At 74.3% G+C, this 13,521-nt stretch carries 12 protein-coding genes; 4 read left to right on the top strand and 8 right to left on the bottom strand.

Going from position 1 to position 13,521, the window contains the following annotated elements:
* Positions 1-200: 200 nt before the first annotated feature.
* The gene (locus O7546_RS28630) at positions 201-746 is read right to left on the bottom strand and encodes a DoxX family protein (protein WP_194800313.1); all 546 of its coding nucleotides are present in this window, start codon (positions 744-746) and stop codon (positions 201-203) included.
* 135 nt (positions 747-881) lie between these two features.
* Between O7546_RS28630 and O7546_RS28625 the strand changes: the two genes are divergently transcribed.
* Positions 882-1,430: an N-acetyltransferase gene (locus O7546_RS28625; RefSeq protein ID WP_194800314.1), complete on the top strand. Its 549-nt coding sequence runs from the start codon at positions 882-884 to the stop codon at positions 1,428-1,430.
* 20 nt (positions 1,431-1,450) lie between these two features.
* Here O7546_RS28625 and O7546_RS28620 read toward each other — a convergent pair whose 3' ends face one another.
* Both O7546_RS28620 and O7546_RS28615 read right to left on the bottom strand, forming a co-directional pair.
* Positions 1,451-2,686 (bottom strand): ATP-binding protein, encoded by a 1,236-nt coding sequence (locus O7546_RS28620; RefSeq protein WP_194800315.1) that lies wholly within the window; start codon positions 2,684-2,686, stop codon positions 1,451-1,453.
* A gap of 143 nt (positions 2,687-2,829) precedes the next feature.
* The gene (locus O7546_RS28615; RefSeq protein ID WP_228531853.1) at positions 2,830-3,681 is read right to left on the bottom strand and encodes a flagellar basal body protein FliL; all 852 of its coding nucleotides are present in this window, start codon (positions 3,679-3,681) and stop codon (positions 2,830-2,832) included.
* 85 nt (positions 3,682-3,766) lie between these two features.
* Between O7546_RS28615 and O7546_RS28610 the strand changes: the two genes are divergently transcribed.
* Positions 3,767-4,774: an EamA family transporter gene (locus tag O7546_RS28610; RefSeq protein ID WP_228531854.1), complete on the top strand. Its 1,008-nt coding sequence runs from the start codon at positions 3,767-3,769 to the stop codon at positions 4,772-4,774.
* A gap of 11 nt (positions 4,775-4,785) precedes the next feature.
* A complete protein-coding gene (locus O7546_RS28605) occupies positions 4,786-5,415 on the top strand; it encodes an A24 family peptidase (RefSeq protein WP_194800316.1) in 630 nt (209 codons plus the stop codon).
* A gap of 30 nt (positions 5,416-5,445) precedes the next feature.
* On the opposite strand, the gene O7546_RS28600 is transcribed toward O7546_RS28605, so the two are convergent.
* The 5 genes from O7546_RS28600 to O7546_RS28580 all read right to left on the bottom strand — a co-directional run bounded on the left by O7546_RS28600 (position 5,446) and on the right by O7546_RS28580 (position 12,184).
* Positions 5,446-8,631, bottom strand: coding sequence for a UvrD-helicase domain-containing protein (locus O7546_RS28600; RefSeq protein ID WP_194800317.1), 3,186 nt, complete (start codon positions 8,629-8,631; stop codon positions 5,446-5,448).
* A 94-nt stretch (positions 8,632-8,725) separates the two neighbouring features.
* On the bottom strand, positions 8,726-9,988 hold the full coding sequence (locus tag O7546_RS28595; RefSeq protein WP_269697854.1) for a metallophosphoesterase: 1,263 nt from the start codon (positions 9,986-9,988) through the stop codon (positions 8,726-8,728).
* Between the two features lie 20 nt (positions 9,989-10,008).
* Positions 10,009-10,254 carry a MoaD/ThiS family protein gene (locus tag O7546_RS28590; protein ID WP_194800319.1) on the bottom strand — a complete coding sequence of 82 codons (246 nt, stop codon included), beginning with the start codon at positions 10,252-10,254 and terminating at the stop codon, positions 10,009-10,011.
* A gap of 2 nt (positions 10,255-10,256) precedes the next feature.
* Complete coding sequence (gene moaA / locus O7546_RS28585) at positions 10,257-11,273, bottom strand: GTP 3',8-cyclase MoaA (RefSeq protein WP_194800320.1); 1,017 nt, start codon at positions 11,271-11,273, stop codon at positions 10,257-10,259.
* Positions 11,270-12,184, bottom strand: coding sequence for a fructosamine kinase family protein (locus tag O7546_RS28580; RefSeq protein ID WP_194800321.1), 915 nt, complete (start codon positions 12,182-12,184; stop codon positions 11,270-11,272). Before O7546_RS28580 ends, moaA begins: the two co-directional genes overlap by 4 nt.
* A 152-nt stretch (positions 12,185-12,336) precedes the next feature.
* Here O7546_RS28580 and O7546_RS28575 point away from each other — a divergent pair, with 152 nt between their 5' ends.
* Positions 12,337-13,500 carry a DUF4192 domain-containing protein gene (locus O7546_RS28575; protein WP_281600251.1) on the top strand — a complete coding sequence of 388 codons (1,164 nt, stop codon included), beginning with the start codon at positions 12,337-12,339 and terminating at the stop codon, positions 13,498-13,500.
* Positions 13,501-13,521: the final 21 nt, after the last annotated feature.

The raw sequence follows: 13,521 nt of genomic DNA, 5'->3' as shown, positions 1-13,521 counted from the left end.
CCACCCCCGTACCAAGGTCGTCGTACCCGTCCAGGTCCAGCACGGAGCCTAGAACGGCGCCTCACGTTGCTGCCTCCCGCGTTACGCGACCGTGTCCGATCCCACACGTGTTTGCGACATTTCCACCGCGTTAACGGGTCTCGGACGGTTCAGGTGATTGATGGCCTTGCGGGGGGTGGTGGGTCGTACGAAATGCCTGGTCAGCCGGGCATGCGGCGGGCGGTGGCTGCGGAGCGTACGGCGATCTTCGCCTCGCGACGAGCGGTGCGGACCGCGCGTTTGACCGACCGGCGTGAGTGGTCGATGCGGTGGCCGGCGCGCCAGCGCAGGCCCGGCTTGCCCTCGGTGTCGGCGGCGGCGAGGAGGAGGCCACCGAGCAGGCCGAGGTTCTTCAGGAAGTGGACCTGGTTGTTGTTGCGCGCGGCCGGGTCGTCGTTGTTCCAGAAGGCGTGCCCGGCGGCGGTGGTCGGGATCAGGGAGCCGGCGAGCACCAGCGCGGCCGGGCGGGTGAACCGGCCGGTGGCGAGCATCAGGCCGCCGACGAGTTGGGTGGCGGCGTTGGCGCGGATCAGCGAGACCGTGTCGGTGGGGATTCGGGGGTGCACGTTCCGGATCAGCGGGGCGACCTTCCCGGTGACCGGTTCCGCGGCCTGCACCAGGCGTTCCGGGTTGCGCAGGTTGCGGGCGCCGCTGACCACGAAGATGCCGCTCAACATGACTCGGGCGAGGGAGCGCACGGGCTTCATGGCTCAGTCTTACCCCGTCGGGGGCGTCGTCATCCCCGCAACACACGAAAGGTATCGGCCGACGTGGACGTCCGAACGGTATCGATTTCAGCGACCGTCGCGGATGGACCGGTCGCGTTCGGTAAGGTCGCGCGGGTGACGACGCTGCGACTGCGCCCGGAGGGCCCCGCCGACGAGGCGCCGGTGGCCCGGGTGCTGGCCGCCGCCTTCGCCCGCCCCGACGTGGCCACCCCACCGGAGGTCGGTCTGGTCGAGGAGTTGCGGCACAGCCCGGCGTGGATTCCGGAGCTGGCCGTGGTCGCCGAGTACGGCGGCGAGGTGGTGGCGTACGCGCTGCTCACACGCGTCGGTGTACGCACCGACGACGGTCGTACGTGGCCGGCGCTCGCCCTGGGTCCGGTGGCGGTGGCGCGGCACCGGCAGCGGCTGGGGCACGGCACGGCGGCGGTGCAGGCGGCGCTGGACGCCGCGACGGAGCTGGGCGAGCGGCTGGTTGTGGTGCTGGGCGACCCGGCCTACTACCGGCGGTTCGGGTTCGGCCCGGCGGACCGGCTGGGGCTGACCAGCCCCTGGTCCGGGCTGGGGGAGCCGTGGCAGGCGCTGGTACTGCCGCCGTCGGCGAGCGGCGAGCCGTCACCGCCGGCCGGCGAGGTGGTCTTCCCGCCACCGTGGTCGCGGGTCTGAGGCCGTTTCAAGAGCAGCGGTCAGGCGGGCTGGGTACGCAGGTAGCGGCCGAAGTGCGGCACGGTGAACGCCACCGTCCCCCGCTCGCCGGAGTAGATCAGCCCCTTCTTGATCAGCGCGTCACGCGCCGGGGAGAGGCTGGCCGGCTTGCGGCCGAGCGCGCGGGCGATCTCGGCGGTCGGCACCGCCGCGTCCATGTCGTCCCGGCCGCCCTCCTCACCGTCCACCAGCGCCAGCGTCGCCATCGCGCGCATGTACTCGCGTTCGGCAGGGGTGGCCCGTTCGAACCGGGAGCCGAAGAACCCCACCGCCAGTTCGGCCTCCGCCTCGGGCGCGGCCACCCGGACGTCCGCCGCGGTGATCGGTGAGCGGGGCGCGTGGTCCCAGGTGGCCTTCCCGTACGCCTGGACGAAGTAGGGATAGCCACCCGACTTCTCGTAGAGCAGGTCGAGCGCCTTCTGCTCGTACTCGACCTGCTCCCGCTCGGCCGGCGCGCAGAGCGCCTGGTCGGCGGCGATCCGGTCGAGCCGGTCGATGCGCTGGTAGCGGTAGAGCCGCTCGGAGTACGACTTGGCGGCGCTGAGCACGGCCGGCAGGTGCGGCAGACCCGCGCCCACGACGATGAGCGGCGCGCCGAGCTGGGACAGCTCGTGGCAGGCGGCGCAGAGCGCGGAGACGTCCTCGGCGCCGACGTCCTGCATCTCGTCGATGAAGATCGCGATGCCGGTGCCGACGTCGGTGGCGACCGCCGCCGCGTCGCTGAGCAGCTCGACAAGGTCGATCTCGATGTCGCCGGAGTCGGCGCGTCCGCTGCTCGCCGGTACGTCGATGCCGGGCTGCCAGCGGTCGCGCAGCTTGGGCGCCGCGCCGCCCCGACCGGTGGGCGCGGAGCGTTGCGCGAAGGCCTTGAGGACGCCGAGGAACGCGTCGATCCGGTCCGGGGCGCGGTGCCGGGGCGCGAGTTCGCGGACCGCCATGTGCAGCGCGGCGGCGATCGGGCGGCGCAGTGACTGGTCCGGCCGGGCCTCGATCTTGCCGGTGCCCCAGAGGTGGTTGATCGCCTCGGAACGCAGCGTGTTGAGCAGGACCGTCTTGCCGACTCCCCGCAGGCCGGTGAGCATCAGGCTGCGTTCGGGGCGACCACGGGCGATCCGTTCCAGCACCACGTCGAAGACGTCCAGTTCCCGCCCCCGCCCGGCGAGTTCGGGCGGGCGCTGCCCGGCGCCCGGTGCGTACGGGTTGCGGACCGGATCCACGAATCGCACAGTATCGGGTTCTCTAGCGACCAGGCTAGATGCGCGTAGAGGCGGCTACCGCGTGTCGGCCTCGATACAAAACTAGGGCTGTCTAGCGTGGATGCTAGACAGCCCTAGTTTTGGTTACCGACAGGCGGACAGGGTCAGCGGCGCTTCAGGCAGAGCACGAAGTCGAGCGTGTCCAGCTCGCTGTCGAAGAAGTACCAGTCGGTGTAACCGGCCACCTTCCCGCACTTGGCCTCCGCGTCCTTCTTGCCGCTCGTCGCGCCGTCGATGCGGCGCAGCACCTCGTACGTCTTCGGGGCGCAGTCGGCGATCACCAGCTTCGGCTGGCCGCCGCCACCCTCGTTGGCGACGCACTGGCCCGCCTTGACGAAACGCGGATCGGTCGACGAGGCCGGAGCCGCCGTCGTAGGCGTCGTGTCGGCCGGCTCGCTCGGCGGCGCGGCCTCGCCGGTCGGATCCGCGGCCGGTCCAGTGGCGGCCGTGGTGCCGCCGGTCGGCGTCTGCTCGTCCCGGCCCAGCATCCAGTACGCCCCGGCGCCGCCCAGCAGCAGCACGGCCAGCACGATCACCACCACAAGCAGCGGGCCCTTCCCGCGCTTCGGCGGCGGCGTCGGCTCGGCGTACGGCGGCTGACCACCCCCGTACTGCGGCCCGGCATAGAGGTCACCCGGGTGACCCTGCTGCGGGGACCAGGCCGGGCCCGGCTCGAAGCGCTGCGTCGGCGGCCCGTACTGATCGGCCGGCGGGCCGTACCGGTCGGCGGGCCCGTACTGCTGGGTGGGCGGCCCGTACTGGTCGGGCGGGCCGTACTGGTCGGCGGGCGGCCCGTACGGCTGCGCGCCCGGCGGGCCGTACCGCGGATCCGGCTGCGGGGCGTAACGCGGGTCGCCCTGCGGAGCGTAGCGGGGGTCGGGCTGCGGGGCGTAGCCGTCGTCGGGCCGTCCCCAGGGGTCGGGAGAGCCGCCGCCCGGTGGACCGAAGTTCGACATGAACGCCTCCTGCGTACGCCAGTGCTGAGAGGCCGGCCACCAACTGGGGACGCCGACGCCGTGGCCACCGTAGCGTGGACAGACGATGAGCTCACGCCCCACGAGTGCGACGAACGTCGTCGATTCCGCGACGCCGCCGGCCCGCACCGCGCTGATCTGGACCGCCCTCGTGCTGGTCTACCTGCTGTGGGGCTCGACGTACCTGGGCATCCGGGTGGCCGTCGAGTCCCTGCCGCCACTGATCTCCGCGGCGATGCGGTTCGCCGGCGCGGCCGTGGTGCTCGCCGTCGTGCTGCGCCTGCGGCGGGGACCCGGCGCGCTGCGGGTGCCCGCGCGTCGCGTCGGCTCCGCCGCGCTGATCGGCGTGCTGCTGCTCGCCGGCGGCAACGGTCTGGTGGTGCTCGCCGAGTCCGGCCCGCCCGGGACCGCCGTACCGTCCGGTGTGGCGGCGCTGCTCGTCGCCACCGTGCCGCTGCTCGTGGTGCTGCTGCGGACGACGGGCGGGGACCGGCCGCGACCCTGGACGTTCCTCGGGGTGGCGCTCGGCTTCGCCGGTCTGGTCCTGCTCGTGCTGCCCCGCGACGGGGTCGACGGCGTGCCGGTGGCGGGCGCGCTGACTGTGGTCGCCGCGGCGACGAGCTGGTCGGTCGGCTCGTACCTGTCCGGGAAGATCCTGATGCCCGCGGACCCGTTCGTGGCCACCGTCTACGAGATGGTCGCCGGCGCGGCGGTGCTCGCGCTCGTCGGTGTGGCCCGGGGTGAGCTGCGCGGCTTCTCCTTCGCGGAGGTGACCGGCCGGTCCTGGGCGGCGATGGCCTACCTGATGGTGGCCGGATCGCTCGTCGCCTTCACCGCGTACGTCTGGCTGCTCGCCCACGCGCCGATCTCCCTGGTCTCCACCTACGCGTACGTGAACCCGGTGGTCGCGGTGGCACTCGGCGCGTTGTTCGTCGCCGAACCGATCACCTCGCAGGTGCTGATGGGCGGCGCGGTCATCGTGGTCGGCGTCGCGGTGGTGGTGAGCACCGAGCGTCCCCGCCGGTCCCCGCCACCAGCCGTCGACGGGACGGCCGGGGAGCCCGCCGGGCGGTAGCGTCCCCGCCCGTGTCGGCGCTGCTGGTGACGGGGATCGCCCTGCTCGGCGCACCAGCCGGGTGGGTGGCGGTGCCGGCCGGCCGGTCGCTCGTCGCGGTTCCCCCTGGCGGCGCTCCGCGCCGGAGCACGCTCGCCCTGGTCGGTGTCGTGGTGTTCGGCGGGCTCGCCGCCACCAGGGGCACCGACCCGGCACTGCCCGCGCTGCTGCTGGTCGCCGCCGCCGGGCTGGTCCTCACGGTCACCGACCTGACCGCGCTGCGGCTGCCCGATCCGCTCGTCGGCGTGGTCGCGCTCGGCGGCGGGCTCGGCCTCACCGCGGCCGCGACGGCGACCGGCGAACCGCGCCGCCTGGCCGTCGCGGTGGCCGGGGCCGCGCTCTCCTTCATCGGGTACGCGCTGCTGGCGCTGCTGCCTCGCGCCCGGCTCGGCTTCGGCGACGTGAAGCTCGCCGCCGCGCTCGGGCTGCCGCTGGGCTGGCTCGGCTGGCCGGCGCTGCGGCTCGGGCTGCTCCTGCCGCACGTGCTCGCCGGAGTCGCGGTGCTGGTCCTGCTCGCCGCCGGCCGGGTACGCCGGGACACGCCGGTGCCGTTCGGCCCGGCGCTGCTCGGCGGCGCGTGGCTCGCCGCCGTCCTCAACTGACCTGCGCGGTCGGCCGCGCGCCACGGGCGGTCAGATCAGCCGGAGCTGGTGGTCCTTCGGGCGGCGGGGCTCGGTTGCGTCCAGGCGCTCGAACAACGCCGGGTCAATTACATCGAGGAACGGCGACGGGCGGGTGTCGCGTTCCGCGCCGTGCCGGGCGCGGCGGCCCGCGTGGCTGACGTAGAGCCGGTCCTGCGCCCGGGTCAGCCCGACGAAGAACAGCCGCCGCTCCTCGGCCACCGCGTCGTCGTCCGGCTCGGAGCCGGGCCAGCGCAGCGGCAGCAGGCCGTCCTCGGCGCCGACCAGGAACACCACCGGGAACTCCAGGCCCTTCGCGGCGTGCAGCGTGAGCAGCGTGACCGCCTCGGCGCGCGGGTCCAGCGCGTCCACCTCCGCGCCGGTGGCGAGCTGGTTGAGGAACAGCTCCAGGTCGTCGCCGCAGCGCCGGGCCAGCGGGGTGAGCAGGTCCACCGCGGTGCGGACGTCCTCGGGGCGTACCGCGCCGGAACCGTCGAGCGTGGGCACCGCGAAGCGCTCGGCCAGGATCTGCCCGGCCTGGCGTACCCGGGCGGCGAGCGAGCCGTCAAGACCGGCGTGGCGCAGTTCGCGGGCGATCGCCGGCACGCCGGGACGGTCGCGCAGCCGGTCGTGCGAGCGCTTCTGCACCGGGATGTTCGCCCGGGCCAGCGCGTCCACGATCGGTGCGGCCTGAGCGTCGGTGCGGTACAGCACCGCGATGTCGGAGAAGGACAGCGAGGTGGCCCGCCCGTCGATCCGCCCCGAGTCCAGCGAGCGGTGGGACAGGCCGCCGACCAGCTCGTCCACGGTACGGGCCACGAAGTCGGCCTCGTCGTGGGCGGAACTCGCCGCGTACCGGCCGACCAGCGGCGCCTCCGGGTCGAGGCGGGCCGGGTCGAGGCGCCGGCCGCGCACCAGCGACGACGGCGCGATGGCCTGCACGGCGGCGGCCAGGATCGGCGCCGAGGAACGGTAGTTGCGGTTCAGGCGGACCAGCCGGGCGTCGGTGAAGTCCTGCGAGAAGCGCAGGAAGTAGCCCACGTCCGCACCCCGGAACGAGTAGATCGCCTGGTCCGGGTCGCCGATCGCGCACAGGTTGCCGTCCGGCGGGCTGAGCAGCCGCAGCAGGTCGTACTGCACCGCGTCGACGTCCTGGTACTCGTCGACGAAGATCCACTTCCACCGCTCGCGGTACTCCCGCACCAGCTTCCGGTCCCCCTTGAGCAGGGCCACCGGCAGCGTCAGCAGCTCGTCCAGGTCGACCAGGTCCCGCTTGCGCAGCAGTGCCACGTACCGCTCGTCGTCGTCACCGGCCTCGGCGCGCGCCGCCGCCCGGTCCGCGTCGTCGGCGATCCGGAAGTCCGCCGGCAGCCCGGCCGCCGCCGCGTTCTCCCGCAGCACGGTCAGGCCGAGCGAGTGGAACGTGCCGACTGTGACGTCCTCGGCGACCGGGCCGAGCAGCCCGTCCAGCCGGTGCCGCAGTTCCTCGGCCGCCCGCCGGGTGAACGTGATCGCCAGGCACTGGTCGGGGAAGACGTTCAGCTCCGCGCAGAGGTACGCGATCCGATGGGTGAGCGTCCGCGTCTTGCCGGTGCCCGGACCGGCCACGATGAGCAGCGGACCACCCGGCGCCGACGCGGCCACCCGCTGCATCGCGTCCAGCCGGTCCAGCAGGCCGGTGCCGACCTCCTCCATCCCGGCGAGCATCGGCTCGAACGGCTCGTGCGGGGACGGCGGCGGCGCGATCGGGGGCGCGGGCGGCGGCGTGCGCTTCGGCTCGGGCCGGGCCGCCGCCGGGCGCTTGGCCTTCGGCTTCGGCGCCGGCTCCGCCGGCCGCCGCTGCGCGGGCACCGGTACGTCGAACAGCGTCTCCTGCCCCGCGCGGGCACCCGAGGCGCCCAGCTCCGCCGGGTCGAACAGCGTAATCACGCCGTACTCGCCGTCGTAGCCCGGCACCCGGCGCACGTCGCCGCGGCGCAGCCGGCCGATGCCCTCCGCGAGCAGCTCGCCGCCGACCCGGCCGATCTCCTCGATCGGGGTACGCGTGAGGATCTCCAGCTCCGGGCCGAGCGCGGCGATCAGCTCGTTGAGCTTGCCCTCGACCTTCTTCGACCGCGCGCCGACCCGGTTCAGCTCACCCAGGATCTCGGCCAGCGGCACCAGATGCGTCACCTCGCGCGCGTGCGCCGGACGGTGCCCCACCGGCCGGTCCGCCAGCTCCTCGACCCGGCTGAGTACGCCCACTGTCAGCGGCTTGCCGCACTCCGGGCAGCGCCCACCCGCCTCGCGGGTCCGCTCCGGCGACCAGTTCACGCCGCACAGGCGGTGCCCGTCGGCGTGGTACTTGCCCTCCTCCGGGAAGAACTCCACGGTGCCCGCAAGACCGTCGCCGGTCCGCAGCGCCTCGCGGATCGCGAAGTAGTCGCGGGCGGCGGTCAGGACCGTCGCCTCCCGGGCCAGCGCGGGCGGCGAGTGCGCGTCCGAGTTCGACACCAGCTGGTAGCGGTCCAGGCTGCCGACCCGCCAGTTCATCTCCGGGTCGGACGACAGACCGGTCTCCACCGCGAAGATGTGTTCGGCCAGGTCGGCGTAGCAGTCGGCGATCGCGTCGAAGCCGGACTTCGAGCCGAGCGCGGAGAACCAGGGCGTCCAGATGTGCGCCGGCACCAGGTAGCCGTCCGGGCTCGCCTCCAGCGTGATCTCCAGCAGGTCGCGGGAGTCAAGCCCGAGGATCGGCCGGCCGTCCGAGCCGAGGTTGCCGATCCGGCCCAGCGCGGTGTTGAACCGGGCCACCGCGTCCAGGTCCGGCAGGTAGATCAGGTGGTGCACCTTGCGGGTGCGGTCGTCACGCTTGTAGATCGTGGAGATCTCCACGCTCAGCATGTACCGGACCGGGTCGGCCTCCGCCTCGCTTGCGAGCCGGGGCGGCAGCCGCCGGGCGACGTCCCGCTCCGCCTCGGGCGAGAGCCGGTACAGGCCCGGCTCGGCCGGGTGCAGCGTCTCCCGCAGGTGGTCGTACCAGGCGGGATGGGTGAAGTCGCCGGTGCCGAGCACGCCGATGCCCTTGCGCCGGGCCCACCAGGCCAGGTTCGGCAGGGTCAGGTCGCGGCTGCACGCGCGGGAGTACTTCGAGTGGATGTGCAGATCCGCGACGTACGGCGGGAGGCCACCGGGGGGTGCGGCGCTGAACGGAGGCACGCCGCATCCTGTCACGTCCGGTCCCCCGCCCGCCCGTCGCCACGCGTACGGGTGACCTGAGCAATGCGGTGCTGGACTCGGCGGCCCATGCACGCTATTGAGCGCGCAGCTCGACGAGCGTCACCTGGGGAGGCGCGCCCACCCGCACCGGCGGGCCCCAGAAGCCGGCGCCGTTCGTGACGTAGACCTTCGTGCCGTCGACCTCGCCGAGACCGGAGACGACCGGCTGTTCGAGCTTCACCGCCAGGTTGAACGGCACCATCTGGCCGCCGTGCGTGTGCCCGGAGAGTTGCAGGTCGACGCCGAACTTCGCCGCCTCCTGCGCGGCCACCGGCTGGTGCGCCAGCAGCACCACCGGGCGGCTCGGGTCGCGGTCGCCGAGGGCGGCGGCGTAGTCGGCGGGCGCGGCCACCCCGGTGCCGGCGGCGCTCACGTCGTTCACCCCGGCCAGGTCCAGCACACCGCCCCGGGCCTGGATCTCCTGCCGCTCGTTCTGAAGCACCCGCAGGCCGAGCCGGTCCACCTCGCGGACCCACTCCTCGACGCCCGAGTAGTACTCGTGGTTGCCGGTGACGAAGAAGCTGCCGTACCGGGACTGCAGGTCGCGCAGCGGTTCGGCGGCCTCGCCCAGCTCGGCCACCGTGCCGTCGACCAGGTCGCCGACCACCGCGACCAGGTCGGCGTCCATCCGGTTGATCATCGCGACGATCCGCTCGGTGTGCGCTCTGCCGCGCAGCGGCCCGAGGTGGATGTCCGAGACGGTGGCGATACGCAGGCCGTCCATGCTCCGGGGCAGCTTGGCCAGCGGGATCTGCACCCGGTCGAGCCGCGGCGGGCCCATCGCGGTGCGTACGCCGTACCCGGTGACGCCGGCGGCGGTGAGCCCGGCGAAGATCGCCGCCCCACGGGCGAGCAGCAACCGCCGGGAGGGGTCGTGGTCCGGCGCGGGGGTGCCGGCCGGGGGCACGTCGGCGTTGTCGACCGGCGGCGTCGTCGCACCCTCCGCCGTCGCCGCGCCCACGAGTGCGGGCTCGGGCTCCGGGCCGGCGGCGACCGCCGCGCGGGCCCGGCGGCGCAGCACGAGCCGGACGACAGCGGTCGGCACCTCCAGCACCAGCAGCAGCACCAGCAGGTAGAACATGAGCGCGACCCAGAGGTAGCCCGGCCAGGCCAGCCAGTACCAGCCGCTGCGGGTGCCCGCCATCGTCACCGGTACGAGCACCGCCAGCGCCGCGATCGCCACGCCACCGGCCCGGCGCCACCGCCCGGGACGCGTGGTGTCCCGGACCAGCCGCTGCCACAGGTAGAAGTGGATCAGGCCGATCACGAGCACGACGAAGCCCAGGAATGTCGCCATGGCCAGCACGTGTGCCCCCCTCAGCCGCCCGCGAAGGGCGGCAGCACGTCCACCGTCACCCCGGCCGGCAACAGTGCCCGTCGATCATGACAGGCCACGCCGTCGACCAGGAAACTCGCCGCCTTCAGCACCACCGCGAGGCGTTCGCCGTGCCGGGCGGCCAGTTCATCGAGGAGTTCGTCCAGGGACACGCCCGCGGATGCGGTCTCCTCGGGTCGTCCGGCGGCCGCGCGGGCGCCGGCGAAGTAGCGGACTGTGAGCTCCACCCTCAGCCTCCGATCGCCGACATCGAGCGCGCGGGCTGGAGGAACGTCGGGTCGTCGATGCCGTGCCCGGCCCGCTTGGCCCACATCGCGGACCGCCAGCGCCGGGCCAGCTCCTCGTCGTCCGCGCCGGCGCGCAACGCGCCGCGCAGGTCCGACTCCTCGGTGGCGAACAGGCAGTTGCGCACCTGGCCGTCGGCGGTGAGCCGGGTGCGGTCGCAGTCGCCGCAGAACGGCCGGGTCACACTGGCGATGACCCCGACCCGGGCCGGCCCGCCGTCCACCAGCCACGTCTCGGCCGGTGCCGCGCCCCGCTCGGACGGGTCCGGCGTCAGCGCGAACGCGGCGTGCAGGGAGGCCAGGATCTCGTCGGCGGTGACCATCGTCGATCGGTCCCAGCCGTGCTGCGCGTCGAGCGGCATCTGTTCGATGAACCGCAGCTCGTAGCCGTGCGCGAGCGCGAACCGCAGCAGCGCGGGCGCCTCGTCGTCGTTCGTGCCCCGCATCAGCACCGAGTTGATCTTCACGGGGGTCAGCCCGGCTTCCGCCGCGCCGGCCAGGCCGGCGAGCACGTCGCCGAGCCGGTCGCGGCGGGTCAGCGCGGTGAACCGGTCCCGGTCGAGGGTGTCGAGCGAGACGTTGACGCGGTCCAGCCCGGCCGCGCGCAGCGCGGACGCCATGCGGGCCAGGCCGATGCCGTTCGTGGTCAGCGAGATGCGCGGCCGGGGCGTGAGCGCGGCGACCGCCGCCACGATGCCGGGCAGGCCGGGCCGGATGAGCGGCTCACCGCCGGTGAAGCGCACCTCGGTGATGCCGAGCCGGGTCACCGCGACACCCACCAGCCGGACGATCTCGTCGTCGCTGAGCAGTTGCGGACCGGACAGCCAGGGCAGGCCCTCGGCCGGCATGCAGTAGGTGCAGCGCAGGTTGCACTTGTCGGTGAGGGAGACCCGAAGGTCCCGGGCGACACGGCCGTACCGGTCGGCGAGAACGCCGTCGGTCGTCGTCCGGGGGGTGCTCATCGGTCGACCGTAGCGCGGTCGAGCCCGCGGAGGGCGGCACGAGCGGTGGAACCCACGGCGTCCGCGTACGCCGCGCCGAAGATCGCGGCGTGCACGAGCAGCAGATGCAACTGGTGCAGCGGCACCCGCTCCCGCCACCCGTCGGCGAGCGGCCACGCCTCCCGGTAGGCCGCCATGATCCGGTCCAGGTGCGGCGGGCCGCCGAACAGCGCGAGCTGCGCCAGGTCGGTCTCGCGGTGGCCGCCGTGCGCGGCCGGGTCGACCAGCCACACCCGGTCGTCGGCGCCCCAGAGCAGATTGCCCGGCCAGAGATCGCCGTGCAGCCGGGCCGGCGGCTCGTCACCACCGAACTCACCGATCCGGTCGACGACCTGCTCGACGAGCGCCACCCCGGCGCTGTGCAGCGCGCCACGGTCGACCGACAGGCGCAGGTAGGGCAGGAGTCGGCGCCGGGCGAACCAGTCCGGCCAGGGACCGGGGTCGGGCGTGTTGTCCTGCGGCAGCGAACCGATGAACCCCGGCCAGTCCGCACCGAACGCGGGCGCGCCGGCGCGGTGCAGCCCGGCCAGGTCGCGGCCGAACGCCTCCGCGGCCTCCGGCGTCGGCTCGCCGGGCTCCACCCAGTCGAGCGCCAGCAGGTCGGGCAACACGACGAACACATCCGGTACGGGCACCGAGCCGGCCTCGCGCAGCCAGCGCAGCCCGGCCGCCTCGGCGGCGAAGAAGCCCTCCGGCAGCGGACGCGCGGCCCGTTCCGGCCACGTCTTGGCGAACACCGAGTGCCCGTCGTCCAGCGTGAGCCGGGAGGCGGCGCAGATGTCACCACCGGAGACCGGCGTCTCCCGGATCCGCTGGTGGGTCAGGAAGGTCGGCAGGTGCTCCGGGTGTGCCCGCAGGTACGCCAGGTCCATGTGCGCAAGGTAGCCGGTACCCCGGACATCCGTGTGCCGAGCGACGCCGCCGATCGCCACTGAGCTGGACAGATACGCTCCGTATCTGTGGACGGACGGCGTGTCGTCCACAGGGGCGGACGCGGTGGCACTGCACCGCCCACGCTCCCGGCATGAACTCCACCGAGCCAGCGCGCCTCTCCGTCCGCTCGCCGGCCGACATGGTCGCGGCCGTGCCCTACCTGCTCGGCTTCCACCCCGCCGACAGCGTCGTGGTGGTCGCGGTACGCGGCCGCCGCGTCGTCTTCGCCGCCCGAGGCGACCTGCCCGCACCGGGCGCCGACCCCGGCCCGGCGGCCCGGCACCTGGCGCAGGTGGTGGCCCGGCAGGACGCCGACGCCGCCACAGTCGTCGGCTACGGTCCGGCCGCCCGGGTGACGGGGATCGTGGACGCGATCGGTGACGCGCTGACCGCCACCGGGCTGGTGGTCCTCGACGCGCTGCGGGTCACCCACGGGCGCTGGTGGTCGTACCTGTGCGCCGAGCCGTCCTGCTGCCCGCCCGAGGGCACCCCGTACGACCCGGCCGCCAGCGAGGTCAGCGCGGCTGCCGTGTTCGCCGGTCAGGTCGCGCTGCCCGACCGGGCCGCGCTCGCGGCACAGGTGTCCCCGCTCGACGGGCCGGTCCGGCTCGCCATGCGCCGGGCCACCGCTCTGGCCCGTCTCCGCCTGGCCGCGCTCACCGGATCCCCGTCCGCATCATCGGCCGGAAGCCAGGTGAGCGGCGTACCGGCCGACGGCTCCGGGTCGGGCGGACAGTCGCCGGTCCCGGCCGACGGCCCCGGATCGGACGGGGAACTGCCGGTTCCGGCGGACGGTCCGGCATCGGGTGCGGCGCCGCGTGCGGTGCGGGCGGCGGGCACGGCAGCCGTGCGAGCCGCCTTTCGCCGCCAGCGGCGCGGCGAGCGGCTGGACGACGACGAGGTCGCCTGGCTGTCAGTGCTCCTCGTCCACGTCGCGGTACGCGATCACGCCTGGTCGCGCACCGACGGCCGGGACGAGGACATCAGCCTCTGGACGGACGTGTTGCGACGCGCCGAGCCGGACCTGATCGCCGCGCCGGGCTGCCTGCTCGCGTTCGCCGCGTGGCGCTCGGGGCACGGGGCACTGGCCGCTGTCGCCCTGGAACGGGTTTTGTCCGCCCACCCCGGCTACTCGCTCGCGGTGCTGCTCGACGAGGCGCTCCGGCGCGGAGTCGCCCCGTCCGCGCTGGACGGCCGGGGCGGTTCGAACGACGGCGCGGTGCTGCGGCGCCGCCGACGCCGGCCACGCGGATGAGCGCCCGCCGGGCCGGCCACG

It is taken from the genome of Micromonospora sp. WMMA1976, from assembly GCF_027497335.1.
In the GTDB taxonomy this organism is placed as follows: domain Bacteria; phylum Actinomycetota; class Actinomycetes; order Mycobacteriales; family Micromonosporaceae; genus Micromonospora; species Micromonospora aurantiaca.
The sequence above is the reverse complement of the archived record's forward strand: the minus strand, read 5'-3'. Positions and strand labels throughout refer to the sequence as shown.